Annotated in this window: 18 protein-coding genes; 8 read left to right on the plus strand and 10 right to left on the minus strand. The window is 72.1% G+C overall.

Annotated elements, in window-relative coordinates:
* Positions 1-70 precede the first annotated feature (70 nt).
* From dnaG to ACFVJX_RS04400, 5 genes are all read right to left on the minus strand, one after another.
* On the minus strand, positions 71-1978 hold the full coding sequence (gene dnaG, locus ACFVJX_RS04380; RefSeq protein WP_384124090.1) for a DNA primase: 1908 nt from the start codon (positions 1976-1978) through the stop codon (positions 71-73).
* Positions 1979-2051: 73 nt separating this feature from the next.
* Positions 2052-3311, minus strand: a complete 1260-nt coding sequence (locus tag ACFVJX_RS04385) for an NAD(P)/FAD-dependent oxidoreductase (protein ID WP_384136380.1) — start codon at positions 3309-3311, stop codon at positions 2052-2054.
* Between the two features lie 178 nt (positions 3312-3489).
* Entirely contained in the window at positions 3490-4818 is a 1329-nt protein-coding gene (locus ACFVJX_RS04390; RefSeq protein WP_384136381.1) for a deoxyguanosinetriphosphate triphosphohydrolase, read from the minus strand.
* 36 nt (positions 4819-4854) lie between these two features.
* Entirely contained in the window at positions 4855-5808 is a 954-nt protein-coding gene (locus ACFVJX_RS04395) for a sirohydrochlorin chelatase (RefSeq protein WP_384136383.1), read from the minus strand.
* Positions 5809-5897: 89 nt separating this feature from the next.
* Positions 5898-6716 carry a Cof-type HAD-IIB family hydrolase gene (locus ACFVJX_RS04400; RefSeq protein WP_384136411.1) on the minus strand — a complete coding sequence of 273 codons (819 nt, stop codon included), beginning with the start codon at positions 6714-6716 and terminating at the stop codon, positions 5898-5900.
* A gap of 151 nt (positions 6717-6867) precedes the next feature.
* Between ACFVJX_RS04400 and ACFVJX_RS04405 the strand changes: the two genes are divergently transcribed.
* Positions 6868-7605: a vancomycin high temperature exclusion protein gene (locus ACFVJX_RS04405; RefSeq protein WP_384136385.1), complete on the plus strand. Its 738-nt coding sequence runs from the start codon at positions 6868-6870 to the stop codon at positions 7603-7605.
* Positions 7606-7650: 45 nt separating this feature from the next.
* On the opposite strand, the gene cutA is transcribed toward ACFVJX_RS04405, so the two are convergent.
* Positions 7651-7995: a divalent-cation tolerance protein CutA gene (cutA, locus tag ACFVJX_RS04410; protein ID WP_384136387.1), complete on the minus strand. Its 345-nt coding sequence runs from the start codon at positions 7993-7995 to the stop codon at positions 7651-7653.
* 66 nt (positions 7996-8061) lie between these two features.
* The gene (locus tag ACFVJX_RS04415; RefSeq protein ID WP_384136389.1) at positions 8062-8769 is read right to left on the minus strand and encodes an NADPH-dependent FMN reductase; all 708 of its coding nucleotides are present in this window, start codon (positions 8767-8769) and stop codon (positions 8062-8064) included.
* Between the two features lie 88 nt (positions 8770-8857).
* Here ACFVJX_RS04415 and ACFVJX_RS04420 point away from each other — a divergent pair, with 88 nt between their 5' ends.
* The 4 genes from ACFVJX_RS04420 (at position 8858) to ACFVJX_RS04435 (ending at position 12174) form a co-directional block, all read left to right on the plus strand.
* The gene (locus ACFVJX_RS04420) at positions 8858-9658 is read left to right on the plus strand and encodes an aminotransferase class IV family protein (RefSeq protein ID WP_384136391.1); all 801 of its coding nucleotides are present in this window, start codon (positions 8858-8860) and stop codon (positions 9656-9658) included.
* 88 nt (positions 9659-9746) lie between these two features.
* On the plus strand, positions 9747-10208 hold the full coding sequence (locus ACFVJX_RS04425) for a DUF5990 family protein (RefSeq protein WP_384136413.1): 462 nt from the start codon (positions 9747-9749) through the stop codon (positions 10206-10208).
* 379 nt (positions 10209-10587) lie between these two features.
* Positions 10588-11451, plus strand: a complete 864-nt coding sequence (locus tag ACFVJX_RS04430; RefSeq protein ID WP_384136393.1) for a hypothetical protein — start codon at positions 10588-10590, stop codon at positions 11449-11451.
* A 99-nt stretch (positions 11452-11550) separates the two neighbouring features.
* Positions 11551-12174, plus strand: a complete 624-nt coding sequence (locus ACFVJX_RS04435; RefSeq protein WP_384136394.1) for a class F sortase — start codon at positions 11551-11553, stop codon at positions 12172-12174.
* A gap of 21 nt (positions 12175-12195) precedes the next feature.
* Here the strand turns inward: ACFVJX_RS04435 and ACFVJX_RS04440 are convergent, their stop codons facing one another.
* Positions 12196-12984, minus strand: coding sequence for a sulfite exporter TauE/SafE family protein (locus ACFVJX_RS04440; protein ID WP_384136395.1), 789 nt, complete (start codon positions 12982-12984; stop codon positions 12196-12198).
* A 276-nt stretch (positions 12985-13260) separates the two neighbouring features.
* Here ACFVJX_RS04440 and nirB point away from each other — a divergent pair, with 276 nt between their 5' ends.
* The 3 genes from nirB to ACFVJX_RS04455 all read left to right on the plus strand — a co-directional run bounded on the left by nirB (position 13261) and on the right by ACFVJX_RS04455 (position 17242).
* Positions 13261-15858, plus strand: coding sequence for a nitrite reductase large subunit NirB (gene nirB, locus ACFVJX_RS04445; protein WP_384136397.1), 2598 nt, complete (start codon positions 13261-13263; stop codon positions 15856-15858).
* Positions 15858-16226, plus strand: coding sequence for a nitrite reductase small subunit NirD (nirD, locus tag ACFVJX_RS04450; protein ID WP_384136399.1), 369 nt, complete (start codon positions 15858-15860; stop codon positions 16224-16226). Before nirB ends, nirD begins: the two co-directional genes overlap by 1 nt.
* An 86-nt stretch (positions 16227-16312) precedes the next feature.
* Positions 16313-17242, plus strand: a complete 930-nt coding sequence (locus ACFVJX_RS04455; protein WP_384136405.1) for an oxidoreductase — start codon at positions 16313-16315, stop codon at positions 17240-17242.
* A gap of 30 nt (positions 17243-17272) precedes the next feature.
* Here the strand turns inward: ACFVJX_RS04455 and ACFVJX_RS04460 are convergent, their stop codons facing one another.
* Positions 17273-17683 carry a VOC family protein gene (locus ACFVJX_RS04460; protein ID WP_384136407.1) on the minus strand — a complete coding sequence of 137 codons (411 nt, stop codon included), beginning with the start codon at positions 17681-17683 and terminating at the stop codon, positions 17273-17275.
* Positions 17684-17814: 131 nt separating this feature from the next.
* On the minus strand, positions 17815-18834 hold the full coding sequence (locus ACFVJX_RS04465) for an ArsR/SmtB family transcription factor (RefSeq protein ID WP_384136409.1): 1020 nt from the start codon (positions 18832-18834) through the stop codon (positions 17815-17817).
* Positions 18835-19111: the final 277 nt, after the last annotated feature.

Below are 19111 nucleotides of genomic sequence, written 5' to 3' on the forward strand. Positions count from 1 at the left end.
GGGGCGTGCGGGGACTTTCTGAGTCCGGGTGGTGACCGAGTGGTTACGCGGGGGCCCGGGGGCCGCCCGGTCAGAGCGCGTCGGCGCCGCTGTTGCGCAGGGACTGGGCGTACTGCTGGAGGACCCAGACCTCGTTCTGCGCGGCGGCCAGGTGGTCGGGGGCGACGTTGCTGCCCAGCCGGGCGAGGCTGCCCTGGACGTCGTTGATCCGGCGGTCGACGGCGCGCAGCCGGACCTTGACCAGGTGCTCGCCCGCGTACGCCTCGTCGATGGACTTGCCGTGGAAGACCTCGACCGCGAGCTCGGTGACGAGCTTGCGCACCGTCTCGTTGGGCGTCGCGTCGAGCACCTGGACGAGGTATTCGCGGGTCTCGGGGACGCCGATCTCCGCGCCGCCCGCCTCCGCGATGCACTGGCGGACCGCGGCGTACGGCGGGGCGGTGAACTCGTCCACCCCGTAGGCGTCGAAGGCCGGGGAGACCAGGGCGGGCTTCTGCAGGGCGAGCTTGAGCAGCTCGCGCTCGGTGCGGTGGGCCGGGCTGCGGAGGTTGAGTGCGGGGCCGGAAGGGACGACGGGGGCCTGCACCTGCTGGGGCTGTGCTCCGGACCGGGAGGAGGAGCGTGCGGGACCGCGCTGGTCGCCCCGGCCCCGGGCCCACTGGGCGAGCTGGTTGACCCGGTGCACGACGTACTCCTGGTCCAGGATGCCGACGAAGCCGGCGAGCTGGACGGCGACCTCCCGCTGGACGCTGCCCGTCTTGATCTTGGCGACGACGGGGGCGGCCTCGTCGAGCGCGGCGGCGCGGCCGGCCGGGGTCTCCAGGTCGTAGCGGCCGACGATCTGGCGGAGCGCGAACTCGAAGAGCGGGGTGCGGGGTTCGACCAGGTCGCGGACTGCCTCGTCGCCCTTGGCCAGCCGCAGATCGCACGGGTCCATGTTCTCCGGGGCGATCGCGATGTACGTCTCGGCGGCGAACTTCTGGTCGTCCTCGAAGGCTCGCAGCGCGGCCTTCTGCCCGGCCGCGTCACCGTCGAAGGTGAAGATCACCCGGGCGCTGCCGTTGTCCATCAGGAGCCGGCGCAGGATCTTGATGTGGTCGCCGCCGAAGGCCGTGCCGCAGGTGGCGATGGCGGTGGTGACCCCGGCGAGGTGGCAGGCCATCACGTCGGTGTAGCCCTCGACGACGACGGCCCGGCTGGCCTTCGCGATGTCCTTCTTGGCCAGGTCGATGCCGTACAGCACCTGGGACTTCTTGTAGATCGCGGTCTCTGGGGTGTTGAGGTACTTCGGGCCGTTGTCGTCGTCGCGCAGCTTGCGGGCGCCGAAGCCGACGATGTCACCGGCGGTGTCGCTGATGGGCCACATCAGCCGGCCGCGGAAGCGGTCGATGGGGCCGCGCCTGCCGTCCTGGGAGATGCCGGAGGCGATCAGTTCCTTGTCGCTGAAGCCCTTGCCGCGCAGATAGCGGGTGAGGTGGTCCCAGCCGGCCGGGCTGTAGCCGACGCCGAAGTGGGCGGCCGCTGCCTGGTCGAAGCCGCGCTCCGCGAGGAACTTGCGGCCGATCTCGGCCTCCGGGCCGTCGAGCTGCTCGATGTAGAACTGGGCGGCCGCCTTGTGCGCCTCGACCAGCCGGATCCGCTCACCGCGCTGGTGGGAGGGGTTGTACCCGCCCTCCTCGTACCGCAGTGTGACGCCGGCCTTGGCGGCGAGCCGCTCGACCACCTCGGAGAACTGGAGGTGATCGATCTTCATCACGAAGGCGATCGTGTCGCCGCCCTCCTGGCAGCCGAAGCAGTGGAAGAGACCCTTGCTCGGACTGACCTGGAAGGAGGGGGACTTCTCGTCGTGGAACGGGCACAGGCCCTTGAGGTTCCCACCGCCCGCGTTGCGCAGCTGGAGGTACTCGGAAACGACGGCGTCGATCGGGACCGCGTCCCGGACCGCCTTCACGTCGTCGTCATTGATCCTGCCTGCCACGGGTGAAGTCTACGGGTGGGCGGTGACAGTCATGGTGCGGGCGGGTGTGATACGGGCCGCCGGCCCGGATCCCTCAGATCAGTGACTCCAGCGGCACGGACGGATCGGCCAGCGCGTCCGGGTCGACCGGCTGACCGGCCTTGATCAGCTCCTGCACGGTGTCGGTGACGTCCCACACGTTCACGTTCATTCCGGCGAGCACCTTGCCGTCCTTCAGCCAGAAGGCGATGAACTCGCGCTTGCCGGCGTCACCGCGGATCACGACCTGGTCGTAGCTGCCGGGCGGCGCCCAGCCCGAGTACTCCAGGCCGAGGTCGTACTGGTCGGAGAAGAAGTACGGGACCCGGTCGTAGGAGACGTCCTGGCCGAGCATGGCGCGGGCCGCCGCGGGGCCGCTGTTCAGCGCGTTGGCCCAGTGCTCCACCCGCAGCCGGGCGCCGAGCAGCGGATGGGCCACGCCCGCGACGTCACCGGCGGCGTAGATGTGCGGGTCGCTGGTGCGCAGGGAGGCGTCGACGGCGATGCCGCCGCCCTGGGCGCGGGGGGCGATGTCGAGGCCGGCGGCCTCGGCGAGTGCGGCGCGCGGGGCTGCCCCGATCGCGGCGAGGACGTCGTGGGCGGGGTGCTCCTCGCCGTCGTCGGTGCGGACGGCGAGGACCATTCCGTCCTGGCCGACGATCTCGGTGAGCCGGCCGCCGAAGTGGAAGCGGACGCCGTGGTCGCTGTGCAGATCGGTGAAGATCTGGCCGAGCTCGGGACCGATGACCCGGTGCAGCGGGGTCGGTTCCGGCTCGACGACGGTGACCTCCGCGCCGTAACCGCGGGCCGCCGCCGCGACCTCCAGGCCGATCCAGCCGGCTCCGGCGATCACCAGATGGCCGTTGTCGCGGCCGAGCGCGGCCAGTACGTTGCGCAGCCGGTCGGAGTGGGCGAGGCGGCGCAGATGGTGGACGCCGGCCAGGTCGGTGCCGGGGACGTCGAGACGGCGCGGCTCGGCACCGGTGGCCAGGAGCAGCTTGTCGTAGTGGATGACGGTGCCGTCGCCGAGCTCCACCGAGCGGGCCTCGCGGTTCAGCTGGGTGACGGGCTGACCGAGGTGGAGCTCGATGTCCGCCCCCGCGTACCAGGCCGTCTCGTGGACGAAGACGCTGTCGCGGTCCTCCTTGCCGGCCAGGTACCCCTTGGACAGCGGCGGCCGTTCGTACGGATGGTCGCGCTCATCGCCGATGAGGATGACCCGGCCGCTGAAACCCTCGGCGCGGAGTGTCTCCGCCGCCTTCGCTCCGGCCAGTCCTCCGCCGACAATGACGAACGTCCGATGTGCGTCGACCACTTGATGCCTCCTCGGTGCTTGCTGCGCGGCGCCAACTGCGAGCGTCCCGCACGCAGCGTGATGGCGAAAGGGGGTGTGACCCGATCAGGTCACGCCCAGTGGTCATGGGACGGTCCGGGGACCGCCACCGCCGGCGGTCTTCGCCGCCGTGCCACCGAGGCGGGGTTCCGGTGCCCGGTCATCGGCCGCGCGCCGTGAGCGAGTGGTGCAGGGTGCGGGCCGACGCGTCCGTCAGGGCGGCGATCTGGTCGACCAGGACGCGCTTGCGGGACCGGTCGTCGGGGGCGGCCTCGTACAGCGCCCGAAGCTGCGGCTCCAGGCCCTCCGGCGCGCGGGCGGTCAGCGCCGCCGCCAGTTCGGCGATGACGACCCGCTGGTCGGCGCGGATCACTTCCTGTTCGGCGCGCTGCATGACGTAACGGTCGGCGACCGCCTTGAGCACCGCGCATTCGTTGTGCGCCTCGCGGGGCACGACGAGCTCGGCGCCGTATCTGCTGAGCCGGCCGGTGCCGTACGCCTTGCGGGTGCTGCTCTCGGCGGCGAGGCAGAACCGGCCGATCAGCTGGCTGGTGGCGTCCTTCAGCCGGGCCTGTGCGACGGCCGAACCGTCGTAGCCGTGCGGCCACCACTCCTGGCCGATGAGCCGGTCCAGCGCGTCGGACAGCTCCTGGGGGTCGGTGTCCGCCGGGACGTACCGTCCGATGGCGACCGCCCAGATCTCCTGCCGCTCCGGCTCCGCGTCCAGGCAGTTGGGGTCGATGTGCCCGGCGTGCAGGCCGTCCTCGAAGTCGTGGACCGAGTACGCCACGTCGTCGGACCAGTCCATCACCTGGGCCTCGAAGCACTTGCGGCCGTGCGGGGCGCCCTTGCGGAACCAGTCGAAGACCGGCTGGTCGTCCTCGTACACGCCGAACTTCGGCGAGCCCGGGTCGGTCGGGTGCGCGGCCCGGGGCCAGGGGTACTTGGTGGCGGCGTCGAGGGCGGCGCGGGTCAGGTTGAGCCCGACGCTGACCAGCTCACCGGTATGGGTGTCGGGCACGAACCGCTTCGGTTCGAGCCGGGTCAGCAGCCGCAGCGACTGGGCGTTGCCCTCGAATCCTCCGCAGTCGGAGGCGAAGTCGTTGAGCGCCTGCTCGCCGTTGTGTCCGAACGGCGGGTGGCCCATGTCGTGGGAGAGGCAGGCCGTCTCGACCAGGTCGGGGTCGCAGCCGAGGGCGGCGCCGAGCTCCCGGCCGACCTGGGCGCATTCCAGTGAGTGGGTGAGCCTGGTACGGGGGCTGGCGTCCCAGACGTGGCTGCGGGTACCCGGGGTGACGACCTGGGTCTTCCCGGCGAGCCGGCGCAGCGCGGCGGAGTGGAGCACCCGGGCGCGGTCGCGCTGGAAGGCGGTGCGGCCCGGCCGTTTGTCCGGTTCGGTGTCCCAGCGCTCGGCGTCGGCGGCGCCGTAGGGTGCCGGCTCCGATTCCTGGGTCCGGTGGGTGCCCTGCGTGTCGTGCGTGCCTTCCATGGGGTCGACATTAATCGGCCGCGGTGACAAGAGGGCTCAGGCGGACGCCAGGAAATGTGTGTTCATCAGAGTTTCGTACGCCGGGGCGCCGGCCGTCCGTGCCTGGTCGTAGCGGTGCAGCAGCAGCCGGGCCATCGCCGGGTGCGCGCCGAGCGGGGCGGCCGCGATCCACGGTGCTGCTCCGGCCGCGGCCGAGGCGAAGCGTCCGGGGGCGGTGAAGTACGAGGCGACGGCGACCCTTCGGTGGCCGCGGGCGGCCAGTGCGCGCAGGGCGGCCGGGACGGTGGGCGTCGCGGCGGAGGCGTAGGCGGGGATGACGGGCACCCCGCCGAGCCGTTCGCTGAGCAGCCGTGCGGTGCGACGGGTGTCCGCGGCCGATTCGGGGTCGCGGGATCCGGCGGCGGCCAGGACCACGGCGCTGTCCCGGTTCCCGTCGTCCGCCGGCCGCCAGCCCGCCTCGGCGAGCCGCCCGTGCAGCGCCTCGACGAGCAACGGGTGCGGTCCGAGCGGTCCGGCGGTGCGGGTGCGCAGGGCGGGCGCGCCCGCGACGGCCTGCGGGATGTCCTGTTTGACGTGGTAGCCGCGGCCCAGCAGCAGCGGGACCAGGACCGCGTCGCCGTCGCCGAGGGCGTCCAGGCTCTGGGGCAGGAGGGGTTCGTTGAGCTCGATGTGACCGAGCCGGACGTCGAGTCCCGGCCGCAGTTCCCGCACCCGGCACAGGAGCTCCTTCACCGTGCGCAGCGCCCGCGGGTCCCGGCTGCCGTGCGCGACGGCGACCAGGGCGGGGGCGGCGGGGGTCGGAGGACCCGTGGGGCCCTGTGCGGGTCCCTGGGCGAGCTGGTGCCGGGTGCGGGGCATGGGCCGTCGGGTTCCGTTCGGGGAGACGAGGCTGAGCTGGGTGCCGAGCTGTGCGGTGATGCGGGTCAGCAGTTGCGCCGTGCTGTCGAGTGGCAGGGATTCCGGGGAGTGTTCCGGTGCCGGCTCCGTCATGGACCGATGGTGCAGGGCGCAGGTTGCCGCGTCGTTGCGTGCCGGTCACGGGTGTTTACCGCGACCTCACCGCGCTGCCGGGGGCACTGTCAGACGACGGCGGCGGCCGTTCGGTCCGCGTCCCCGAACAGCCGCTCGATGACCAGGGCCACCCCGTCCTCCTCGTTGCTGACGGTGTGCACCGGCACGGCGGCCAGCACGGCCGGGTGGGCGTTGGCCATGGCGTAGCCGGTGCCGGCCCAGTCGAGCACGGTGAGGTCGTTGGGCATGTCGCCGAAGGCGATGACCTCGGAGGCGTCGATGCCGCGACCCGCGCACAGCGCCGACAGGGTGCCGGCCTTGGTGACGCCCGGCGCGCTGATCTCCAGCAGCCCGCGCCCGCCGGAGTGGGTGAGCTGCACCTCGCCGCCCGTGCCCCGGCGGGCCGCGGCCAGCAGGGTGTCCGCGTCGAGCCGGTCCGACCAGACGAACAGCTTGGTGACGGGGGCCTCGGTGAGCCACAGGTCGGCGAGGGAGGGGACGGGCAGTTCGGCGCCGATGTCCTCGGAGAGGCGCAGCCGGTAGGCCGGTTCGTAGAGGACCTGGTTGCCGGTCTCCAGGGCGAAGCCGATCCCGGGGACCGCGGCGGCCAGCGCGGTGGCCACCCGCCGGGCGGTGCTCAGGGGCAGGACACGGGAGGAGAGGACGGTGCGGGTCGCGATGTCGTACACGAGGGCGCCGTTGCTGCACACCGCCGTGCCCAGCAGGCCGGTGGCCTCCGCGAGCCGGTCGACGAACCGGGGCGGACGGGCGGTGACGATGACGATCTCCGCCCCCGCTCCCTCGGCCGTGCGCAGGGCGCGCAGGGTGCGGGGCGAGAGGGTGCCGTCGTCGCGCAGCAGGGTGCCGTCGAGGTCCGAGGCGATCAGACGCGGGAGAGGGCGCGGGAGGGGCGGTGGGAGAGGCATCGGCCGATGCTACCGACGGCCGTCCGGGGAGAACCCTTTGGGCCGTGCCGTCGTCCACTCATAGAGGGACGGTGCGACACGGCACCGGACGTACAGGAACGGGGGCGCTCCCATGCGGCTGGGGCGACGGGGTGCCGGGACGGACGACCGGGACCGGCCGGCGAGGACGGCCGCCCGGCTGCGGCCCCGGCTGCCCAGGACCCGGCGGGGGCGGCGGCGCGCGGTGCAGGCGGTGATGGTCGCCTGCGTGCTGGGCCTGGCGCCCGTCACCTGGATGTACACGGTCGCCGACGCCCGGGTCCGTACGGTGGCGGACGCGCCCGCGCAGCAGGTCGCCGTGGTGTTCGGGGCGGGGCTGCGGGACGGGAAGCCGTCGCCGTATCTCGCGAGCCGGCTGCGGGCCGCGGCCGGGCTGTACCGGGACAAGAAGGTGAAGGTCGTGCTGGTGACCGGTGACAACAGCCGGGTGGAGTACGACGAGCCGGACGCGATGCGCACGTTCCTGGTCGCGCACGGGGTACCGGACGGCAGGATCGTCAGCGATTTCGCCGGCTTCGACACCTGGGACTCGTGCGTCCGGGCCCGGAGGATCTTCGGGGTGGAACGGGCCGTGCTGGTGACCCAGGGCTTCCACGTCCGGCGGGCGATCGCGCTGTGCCGGGCGGCGGGGATCGACGCGTACGGCGTAGGGGTCGACGCCGTACATGATGTGACCTGGTACTACGGCGGGACGCGGGAGGTGTTCGCGGCGGGGAAGGCGGCCCTGGAGGCACTCTTCGAACCCGATCCGCACTTCCTGGGCCCGCGTGAGCCGGGGGTGGAGGCGGCCCTCGCGGGGGACGCCCGGTGAGCCCTGCCGGGTGACCGGGCCGGAGCCTCCGGGCCCTCAGCTCCCTCAGCTCCCTCCGGAGGTGACCGGCGCGGTCTCCGCCGACACCCAGCCCAGGTAGCGGGCGCTGCCCCGTACCACCGGCATCGCGATGATCTCCGGGGTGTCGTAGTCGTGCGCCTCCTGGAGGTGGGCCTCCAGTTCGTCGTACCGCTCGGCCGTCGTCTTGATCAGCAGCTGCCACTCCTCGGTGGTCTCGATGGCGTCCTGCCACCGGTAGACGGAGAGGACGGGCGCGGAGATCTGTACGCAGGCGGCGAGCCGCGCCTCCACCACGCCCTGCGCCAGCAGCCGGGCCTTCTCCTCACTGTCCGTCGTGGTCAGTACGGCGAGCCATGCGGACGACGTCACTCGGGTCTCCTCGGATCGGCAGCGGTTGTCCTCCGATTGTCGGGGGTCGAAACCGCTGCCGCCCGGTCATCCGCCGTACGGATGCACCTCCTTCGCGTCCCGCAGCGCCCGGCCCCACCACACCAGCTGGTCGAGGAGCGTCTTCGCGGCGGCGTCGGGACCGGCCGGGTCGCGGTGCCTGCCCTCGTCGTCGAACAGCGCTCCGGCGTTGTGGAAGGAGACGGTGTCGCGGATCGAGACGGCATGCAGTTCGGCGAAGACCTGCCGCAGGTGCTCGACCGCGCGCAGCCCGCCGGAGACCCCGCCGTAGGAGACGAACGCGACGGGTTTGGCCTGCCATTCGGCGTGGTGCCAGTCGATCAGGTTCTTGAGCGGGGCCGGGTAGGAGTGGTTGTACTCGGGGGTGATGACGACGAACGCGTCGGCGGCCGCCAGCCTGGCCGAGACATCGGCGAGCAGTGCCCGGTCCTCGGGTCCGGGACGGTACGAGAGGGCGGTCGGCAGGTCGAGTGCGGCGACGTCGACCAGGTCGGTCCCGATGCCGGGGTGGGCGTCGGTGCGGGAGCGGAACCAGTCGGCGACGACCGGCGCGAAGCGGCCCTCGCGGTTGCTGGCGAGGATGACCGCGACGTTCAGCGGGACGGAGCCGGGCTCGGTCGCGGAGGTGGTTGCGGGCTCGGTGTCAGGGGTGGTTCCGGCTGCGTTCTCAGGTGTGGTTCCGGGCTCGGTGTCAGGGGTCGTTCCGGCTGTGTTCTCAGGTGTGGTGAGGTCCATGGGAAGAGGCTCATGCCTCAACCATGGTTGAGGTCAAGCGCGGCGCAACCGGCCCATCCGCCGCCCCTGTCGGCATACGGTGGAAGGCATGACGACTCCCGCGGCCACGCCTTTCCCGTACGCCGAGTTCGACGGACACCCGGCCACCGAGGACGATCTGCGGACGGCCGCCTTCTTCAACTACGGCCATTTCACCGCCATGCAGGTCAGGGACGGCCGGGTGCGCGGACTGGGGCTGCACCTGGAGCGGCTGGACACCGCGAACCGGGCGCTCTTCGAACTCCCGCTGGACGGCGGCCGGGTGCGCGAGCTGATCCGGCACGCACTGGCGGGCGCGGAGACCGTGGACGCCTCGGTGCGGGTGCACGGCTTCCTGCCGCCGGGCGCCACCGCCACGACCGTCATGGTCGCGGTGCGCGGGCCGGTGACGATGTCCGCCGAACCCAAGAGCATGATGTCCGTGCCGTACGCCCGTGCCGTGCCGCACCTCAAGCGCCCCGGTGAATTCGGCCAGACGTACTACGGGAACCGCGCCTCGCGGGCGGGTTTCGACGACGCGGTGCTGACCCTGCCGGACGGTTCGGTGACCGAGGGCTCGTTCACCAACATCGGTTTCTGGGACGGTGATTCGGTCGTCTGGCCGCAAGCACCCGCACTGCTCGGCACCACCATGGCCCTGCTGGAACAGGAGCTTCCCGGCACCGGGGTCCGGTCGGAGCAGCGTCCGGTGACGCTGGACGGGCTGGGCGCCTACCGGTCGGCGTTCGTCACCAACTCGCAGGGCATGGCGCCGGTCCGGCGGATCGACGACACCGAGTTCACGGTGGACGAGGGGCTGATGAAGCGGCTGGCCGCGGCCTACGAGAGGGCGCCCCGCGACACCGTCTGAGAGGCGCCGGGCCCCGACGGGAGACCATGGGCGCATGCAGATCCCCGAAGGCCCGCGAACCCCGCAGAACGAAGTCCCGCGGTCGCACATGCAGATCCACATCGAGGGCTCGCGCCTCCCCGGCCGCACGGGCGGGCCCGGCGGCGACTTCGCCGGCTACGAGAACATCCACGTGGGCGTGCAGCGCAAGGACCGGCCCGGCGAGCTGTTCGGGCTGCTTCCGGGCGACGCCCCGTCCGCCTCCTGGACCCTGGACTGCGCCGCGGCCGTCACCGGGGACGGGGTCGAGGTCAGCGGGCCGTACGTACAGGACCGGCTCGGCGGGCGCTTCGTCTACCTGTCGTGGGGCACGGTCGACGGGGACGGGCACTTCTCCATGTTCCGGCGGGCCAAGCTGATGTTCGCCGACATCGGGGCGGACGTCATGGAAGCGGCCGTCCGCTCCGGGCACCTCACCGCGCGGCTCGCGCTCTCCGACGCCCGGGGCGGGCCGCTCTGCGGCCGGGTCCGGCCGCCGCTCGCCGAATGGACCGCCACCGCTCCGCACTGACGCATCGGTTCACCGCACAAGGAGCCGCCCTCACCGGGCCCAGGGGGGAGGGGTCCGGTGAGGGCGGCGGCCGGGGGCGACGAGGCGACGCCGTCCCGTGGGGGGTGTGATGCGTGTGCCCCTCGACGACAAGGTCATGCGTGTGACGTGCGCCACATTCGCTTCGGGGGGTGTCACCCGATCGGCACCGGGGGTCAGGGGATGCCGCTCCTCCCCCGCCATCACCGCCCCGACCTGCACACATGTCAGGTGGCAAGGAGGCTGCGCCGGTCCGATCGGGTGACAGCTGACTCGGTGTCAGCAGGCGTGGGCGGCCACCCGGCCGTTAGCTCGGAGCCAGGACACACCCGCCAGCGCCCCCTGCTCGGAGGAACCCCCCATGCGCAGTCCTGCTCGCCTCGTGACCGGCACCGCCGCAGCGGCTCTCTCCGCCGCGGCGCTCGGCCTCTGTGCCGCCGCCCCGGCGGCGTACGGGGACGAGCTGGGCCCGCTGCGGATCACCCCGGCGAGCGCGGCCCCGGGGACCACGGTCACCGTGAACACCAGCGCCTGCGGGGGCGACACCGGCGCGACCGGCGACGCGAGCTCCTTGGACGCGTCCCGTTTCGCACTGGCTCCGGCCACCCTCAAGGAAGTCCTGGCCGGTTCGTTCCGGGTGCCGGGCAACGTCGCGCCCGGCCCGTACAACATCGGAGTGGACTGCGAGAACGGCAAGAAGGCCACCGGTGAGATCGAGGTGAAGGCCGCCGCGGGCAAGGACAGCGACGATCCGGCCGCCACCGCGGGCAGGGACGACTCCGCCAGGACCGACACCGCTCCGGACGAGACCGAGGGCGACTCCCCGACGGACCTCTACGGCTCGTCCGACCCCGGCTCCGCGGAGTACGACTCCGCGGGACTCGACGAGGCCGAGGCCGCCGGTTCCGCCCTCGTACCGGACTCCGGCACGGAACCGGGCCGCGGCACGTCCAGCGAGCTCCCGAGCGCGTCGGAACGCCCGACCCCCTCCACGCACGACAGCTCCTCGGCACAGGACAGCTCGTCGGGCTACGAGACCCCCTCCGGCCACCGGTCCTCGGCCGTACCCACCGCCCCCACGGGGCACGTCAAAACCGGTGTCGGCGGCAGCGTCGGGCCGGACACCACCCAGATCGCGGCGGGCGCCGGCGTACTCGCCGCGACCGCCGTCGGCGGAGCCTGGCTCCTGCGTCGCCGGGCGAGCGGCACGCAGGACGGCAGCTGACGGAGACTTCCACCTCTCCGTACCGCCTGGTTTCCGTCCCGGTGGCCCCGAGCCACCGGGACGGGACCGTATCCACCTTCCGTCACCCGGAGGACGACCGTGTCCCAGAAGGCCAAGGGCTGGCTGCTCGTCGTCGCGGCACTCGCCGGTGTCTGGCTGATCACGAACGGCGCGGACACCCGGCTGACCCCACCGGGCCCGGCATCCGCCGACGCCTTCGCCGCCGGGCCGGAACTGCTGCCGGGCTCACCGGTCGCCGAACCGCTGCGCCCCTCGGCCCCCGTCCGTATCCGGATCCCCGGCATCCGGGTGGACGCACCGATGATGCGGCTCGGGCTCGGCGCGGACGGCAGCCTCGACGTGCCGCCGGCCGGGAACACCGACATCGTCGGCTGGTACAAGGACGGCACGCCCCCGGGCGCCAAGGGCACCGCGATCGTCGCCGGCCATGTCGACAACGCCCAGGGCCCGTCCGTCTTCTACGACCTGGGCACACTGAAGAAGGGCAGCACCGTCGAGGTGGACCGGCAGGACGGCCGCACGGCCGTCTTCTCGCTCGACGCCATCGAGGTGTACGACAGCAAGGACTTCCCCGACCAGCGGGTCTACGGGTCGTCGGAGCACGCCTCGCTGCGGCTGATCACCTGCGGCGGCGGCTTCTCCGATTCGACCGGGTACGAGGGCAACGTGGTGGCGTACGCGCACCTCACCTCGGTGCGCTGACGTCCGGCCCGCCCCCGGCGCTCAGGCGTTCCACTGGTCGAACGCGAGCTTCGCGACGAGTGAGAACACCACGACCAGCAGCACCCCGCGGACGAACTCGCTGCCCCTGCTCAGCGCCATCCGCGCCCCGACCAGACCGCCCGCCAGGTTGAAGAGCGCCATCAGGCCGGCCAGCTGCCACATCACGTTGCCCTGGTAGGCGAACATGGCCAGCGCGCCGCCGTTGGTGCAGACGTTGACGATCTTCGCGGTGGCGGAGGCCGTCACCAGATCGAGGTGGAGCACCGCGGTCAGCGCCAGCACCAGGAAGGTGCCGGTGCCCGGTCCGAACAGCCCGTCGTACAGGCCGATGCCGCCCCCGACCAGGACGATCGCGGTGACGGTACGGGCCCGGGTGACCTGGGGTGCCGTACCGTCCTCGGCCGCCCTGCCGAACCGGGGCCGCAGCATCACGAACGCCGCGACCGCCAGCAGCACCACCATGATCACCGGGCGCAGCACCTCGCTGCTGATCCCGGCGGCGAAGAAGGCGCCGGTCATCGATCCGGCCAGGGCCGCGAGTCCGATCCGCAGGGCCGTACCGACCTTCACCGGCGCCTTGCGCGCGTAGGCGACGGCGGCGCCGGACGTACCGACGATGGCGACCGCCTTGTTGGTGCCCAGTACGTGCGCCGCGGGGACGTGCGGCAGGCCCAGCAGCAGCGCGGGCAGCAGGAGCAGCCCGCCACCGCCGACCACCGCGTCGATCCAGCCCGCCGCACCCGCGGCGAGGCACAGCACGACGAGGGTGGTCACGGTTATGTCAGGCATGATCGCGACCCTAGGGAAACGGCACGTGTCACGTCCAACCGTGCCGCCGCCGGGGCGGGAAAGTTGAGCGAACTCAGAGCTTTCCGGACTCCCCCGGGCGGCGGTGGCCGCCCCCGCCGCCCTCACAGACCGCCGGCAGCGGCGCTGAGCGCAAGGTTCCTCCCGGGAAACAGCGGGGATCCGGACGGGTAACACCCGCCGGACACGCTTCCTCCATGAGCACACGGGCCGAGGCTCTCCCGCTCCACCCGCTCACCGAACACGGAGGCTTCCGAGATGCCGGTGTCCCCTTCCCCGACCGCCGCCCACACCTCCCGCGCCGCCGCCGTGCCGACCATCGTGGTCGTCGGGCACGGGATGGTCGGCCAGCGCTTCCTGGAGGCCCTCGCCGACCGGGGGCTGACCGCCGCGGCCGGTACCGCGAGGGTCGTCGTGCTCTGCGAGGAGCCTCGCGCCGCCTACGACCGGGTCCAGCTGACCTCGTACTTCTCCGGACGCACCCCGGACGATCTGTCGCTGGCCGAGCCGGGCTTCATGGAGCGGCACGGCTTCGAGCTGCGTCTCGGCGATCCGGCCGAGTCCGTGGACCGCGGGGCGCGCACCGTCACCGCCCGCTCCGGCGAGGTCTTCGGCTACGACACCCTGGTGCTGGCCACCGGCTCCTACCCGTTCGTCCCGCCGGTCCCCGGCAAGGACACCGAGGGCTGCTTCGTCTACCGCACCATCGAGGACCTGCTCGCGATCGAGGAGTACGCGAAGAAGGCGCGGACCGGCGCGGTCGTCGGCGGCGGACTGCTCGGTCTGGAGGCCGCGGGCGCCCTGAAGGGGCTCGGACTCGACACCCACGTGGTGGAGTTCGCGCCCCGGCTGATGCCGGTGCAGGTCGACGAGGGCGGTGGCGCGGCGCTGCTGCGCACCATCGAGAACATGGGGCTGACCGTCCACACGGGCGTCGGGACCCAGGAGGTCACGGCGGGCGGGGACGGCTCGGTGAACGGGATGTCGCTCTCCGACGGCTCCTCGCTCGCCACGGATCTGGTGGTCTTCTCGGCCGGGGTGAGGCCCCGCGACCAGCTGGCCCGCGACTGCGGTCTCGCGGTCGGGCAGCGCGGCGGGATCATCGTCGACGAGGAGTGCCGCACCTCCGATCCGGCGGTCCTCGCGATCGGCGAGTGCGCGCTCGCCGCGGACGGCCGGGTGTACGGACTGGTGGCGCCCGGCTACGAGATGGCACAGACCGCCGCCGGGGTGATCGCGGGCGAGGAGGCGTCGTTCACCGGTGCCGACATGTCGACGAAGCTGAAGCTGCTCGGAGTGGACGTGGCGTCCTTCGGCGACGCCCACGGCACCTCAGACGACTGCCTCGACGTGGTGTACGCGGACTCCCGCTCCGGTGTCTACAAGAAGCTGGTGATCGGGCGGGACGGCACGCTGCTGGGTGGGGTGCTCATCGGGGACGCCGACCAGTACGGCACGCTGCGGCCGATGACGGGCAGCGTCCTGCCGGTCGCCCCCGAGCAGCTGGTGCTGCCCGCCGGTGCGGGCGGCGCGGCCGTGCTCGGCCCGTCCGCACTGCCCGACGACGCGGTGATCTGCTCCTGCCACAACGTCACCAAGGGCGCGATCCGCGAGCACGGCACGCTGCCCGAGGTGAAGAAGTGCACCAAGGCGGGTACCGGCTGCGGCAGTTGCGTCAAGGTCATCGGCCGGCTGCTCCCGCAGAGCCAGGACAAGGGCCTGTGCGGCTGCTTCCCGTACACCCGCGGCGAGCTGTACGAGATCGTCCGCGCCCTGGAGATCACCTCGTACGGTGAGCTGCTCGACTCGCACGGCCGGGAGGCGGCGCGCGGTGGGGACGGCTGCGAGGTCTGCAAGCCCACGGTGGGTTCGGTCATCGCCTCGCTGGCCCCTACGGTCGGCGCGAGCGGTTATGTGCTGGACGGCGAACAGGCGGCACTCCAGGACACCAACGACCACTTCCTGGCCAACCTCCAGCGCAACGGTTCGTACTCGATCGTGCCGCGCATCCCCGGTGGCGAGATCACCCCGGAGAGGCTGATCGTGATCGGCGAGGTGGCCCGGGACTTCGGCCTCTACACCAAGATCACCGGCGGCCAGCGCATCGACCTGTTCGGCGCCCGTGTCGAGCAGCTGCCGCTGATCTGGACCCGGCTCGTCGACGCGGGCTTCGAGTCGGGGCACGCGTACGGGAAGTCGCTGCGGACGGTCAAGTCCTGTGTGGGGCAGACCTGGTGCCGCTACGGCGTGCAGGACTCCGTGAAGATGGCGATCGACCTGGAGCTGCGCTACCGGGGCCTGCGCTCCCCGCACAAGCTGAAGTCGGCCGTCTCGGGCTGCGCCCGGGAGTGCGCGGAGGCCCGCGGCAAGGACTTCGGGATCATCGCCACCGCAGGCGGCTGGAACCTGTACGTGGGTGGCAATGGCGGCGCCACCCCGCGCCACGCGGACCTGCTCGCGCAGGACCTCTCCGACGCCGGACTGGTCCGGCTGATCGACCGGTTCCTGATGTTCTACATCCGCACCGCGGACCGTCTCGAACGCACCTCCACCTGGCTGGACCGGATCGAGGGCGGCCTCGACCACGTCCGGGACGTCGTCGTGCACGACTCGCTCGGGCTCTGCGACGAGTTGGAGCGGCTGATGGCCGACCATGTCCGCGGCTACCGCGACGAGTGGGCCGAGACCATCAACGACCCGGAGCGGCTGCGCCGTTTCGTCACCTTCGTCAACGCACCCGACGCGCCCGACCCCTCGGTGAGGTTCGTTCCGGAACGCGATCAGGTCAAGCCCGACCTGGACATACTCGCGGGCCCGGTCCTCGCCGTCCGCACTCTCGAAGGGACCGCATCCTGATGACGACCGAGACGATCCGGACGGCACGGACCGCACGGGACACCGGGGTCGTCCGGCTGGCCGCCGGAGGCGACTGGCTGGCCGTCTGCGACCGCTCGCTCCTCACACCGGGACGCGGGGTGGCGGCGCTGCTCCCGGACGGCAGGCAGGTCGCCCTTTTCATGGACCGGGCGGGACGTGCGTACGCGATCGACAACCGTGACCCGTTCACCGGGGCCTACGTCCTCTCGCGCGGTCTGGTCGGATCGGACGGCGGGCAGCCGTTCGTCGCCTCCCCGCTGCTCAAACAGCGTTTCGACCTGGCGACGGGTGCCTGCCTGGACGACGACGAGGTGACCGTCGCGGTCTTCGAGGTACGCGCGGACTGAGCCGGCCCTCCCGCACGCCGGTGACCGGTCGGGCCCCGTGAACGGGCCCTTCCGGTCAGCGGTCCTTCCGGCCGTAGGCTTGATCCATGACCCAGGGCCGGTACGCGAGCGACATTCCCGACCAGAGCGGCCGTACGGCCGTGGTGACGGGAGCCAACAGCGGTATCGGGCTGATCACCGCCCGGGAGCTGGCACGCCGCGGTGCCCGGGTGCTGCTCGCCTGCCGTGACGAGCGGCGCGGCAGAGCGGCGGTGTCCCGCATCCGCGCCGCGGTGCCGGGCGCGGACGTGGAGTTCGCCCCGCTGGATCTGGCCGATCTGTCGTCGGTACGGGAGTTCGCCTCGGCCTACACCGCGGAACGGCTCGATCTGCTGATCAACAACGCCGGTGTGATGGCCCTTCCGTACGGGAGGACCGCGGACGGTTTCGAGACCCAGTTCGGCGTCAACCACCTCGGCCATTTCGCCCTCACCGGTCTGTTGCTGCCGAAGCTGCTGGGTACGCCGGGCGCCCGGGTGGTGAGCGTCTCCAGCGGTCTGCACGTGCTGTCCAACATCGACATGGGCGATCTGAACAGCGAGCGGAACTACCGCCGGTGGATCGCCTACGGCCGCTCGAAGACGGCCAATCTGCTGTTCGTCCACGAACTGGCCCGGCGGACCGCCGCCGTCGGCTCCACCCTGGTGGCGGCCGCCGCGCACCCGGGCTACGCGTCGACCAATCTGCAGACGGCGGGCGTCCGGATGGAGAACCGCAGGACGGCGGAGCGGATCGTCGAGCTCGGCAACCGGATCATCGCCCAGCCCGCGTCGGCGGGCGCCCTGCCCACGCTGTACGCGGCCACCGCGCCCGGCGTGCGGCCCGACTCGTTCACGGGTCCGCGGCTGCTGGGCTGGCGCGGCGCGCCCGCTCCGTCCTGGCGGGCGGGCTGGACGCTCAACGATGTGGCGAGCGAACGGCTGTGGGTGGCGTCGGAGCAGCTGACCGGTGTCGCCTTCGCGGGCCTCGGAGTCTGATCCCGGGCCCGCGGCTCCGGACCGGCGGGGTCAGCCCTGGCCCTCGACTGCGGCCGGGTCCATCCATACGACCTCCCAGTTGTGGTGGTCGGGGTCCTGGAAGGACCGGCCGTACATGAAGCCGAGGTCCTGCGTCTCACCGACGGGCGACCCGCCGGAGGCGAGGGCCGTGTCGACCAGCTCGTCCACCTTCTCGCGGCTGTCGGCGCTGAGCGCGATGATCATCTCGGTGGTCGTCGAGGCGTCCGCGATCTCCTTCTTGGTGAACTCCTTGAAGCGCGGCTCGTCCAGGAGCATGGCGAAGATCGTGTCGCTGATGACCAGACAGGCGGTGTGCTCGTCGCTGAACTGCGGGTTGAACGAGTAGCCCAGCTTGCCGAAGAAGCCCTTGGTCGTCTCCAGGTCCTTGACCGGCAGGTTGACGAAGATCAGCTGAGGCATGACCGTCTCACTCTCTCGTTGGGTCGATCCTGTGTGCGTGATGTGAACGCGTTACGAGAGGTAGACGCCCGGACCGCCGGAAACTCATCGGCGCCGGACGAGGAGACGCGCCCGACGGGGCCCCGGACCGCTCAGGACACGGCGAGCGGCGCACCGCCCCGCAGCAGCGAACCGCCCAGCGGCGTCAGGGTGTGCAGGACCGAGCTGCCGTGGCGCAGGGTGTGCACCAGGCCCGCCTCACGCAGTACGCAGGCGTGCTGGCTGGCCGACGCCAGGGAGACCCCGGCACGGCGGGCGAGCTCGCTGGTCGTGCAGCCGTCACCGATGGTGCGCAGGACCGTGGAGCGCGTGTGGCCGAGGAGCCGGCCGAGCCAGGGGCCCGGCTCGGCGAAGACCGGGGCACTGGAGTGGCCGACCGGATAGACGAGGACCGGTGGCAGCAGCGGATCGCGCAGGACGACCGGGGCGCCGCGACAGAAGAAGGACGGCTGCAGGAGCAGCCCCCGGCCGTCCAGGTGCAGTTCACGGTCGACCGGGTAGTCCGCCTCCAGCACCGGGGCCCGCCAGCGGATCACCGGCGGGAGCGAGGCGAGCAGTTCGTCCACGCCGCCGTCCAGGAGGGCGCGGCCGCGGACGGCGCGGTCGGCCTCGACACTGGCCTGGACGTGCGGCCAGTACGGTTCGACGGCGGCGCGGTGGTAGCCGCGCAGCGCCCCGATGAGCCGGCCCAGCGGCTCGGAGCGCCCTTCGCGCAGGGTGTCCAGCCGTACCGGCCGTATCGCACGCCGGGCCGTGACCGCGCGGCCGACGGGTGCTCCCCCGGCGCCCAGCACCGCGAGTTCCTCCCGCAGCCGCTCGGGCGGGGTGTCGCGCAGGGCCTCGATTCCGGTGCCGAAGTCCAGCGGCTCCGAGCCTTCCTGAGAAGGCGTCAGGAAGTCCGGGAAATAGCCGCGCGACGGGACCACGGCGGACAGCAGACGTACTTCACCATTCAACCGCGGACGCGTTTCCGTGCGCCATTTCCCGAACACCGTGGAAGCACGCCGGTCCCTCAACCGGTGAAAACTGAGAATGGTCTCCCACAATGCGTCCGGCCCGGTGGCCATCCGCACCTTGGAAAGGTCCCATCCGGATACATGGATACGCAGCACCGAACCCCCACCCGCTTGCACCTGCAATTACCCCCACACAAGAGTATGCGAGCCGTCACACCACGTCACCACGGGGTTTCGGCCAGAGGTGAAACGTCTCGCACCGACCCGGTGTCACCCGAAAGGCTGTACGACGTCGGGTTGCGAATCCAGAGCCACCGGAAGAGCGAGTGAAGGCCGTGGGGGGTTTTGCTCGTTCGGCGGCGGTCGGCGATGGTGCGGCTCCGCGCCCGGCAGGGGTAAGCGGGGTGCGGTCCATGGATGGGGATCCATGGAC

Source organism: Streptomyces sp. NPDC127177, from assembly GCF_042672475.1.
Lineage (GTDB): Bacteria > Actinomycetota > Actinomycetes > Streptomycetales > Streptomycetaceae > Streptomyces.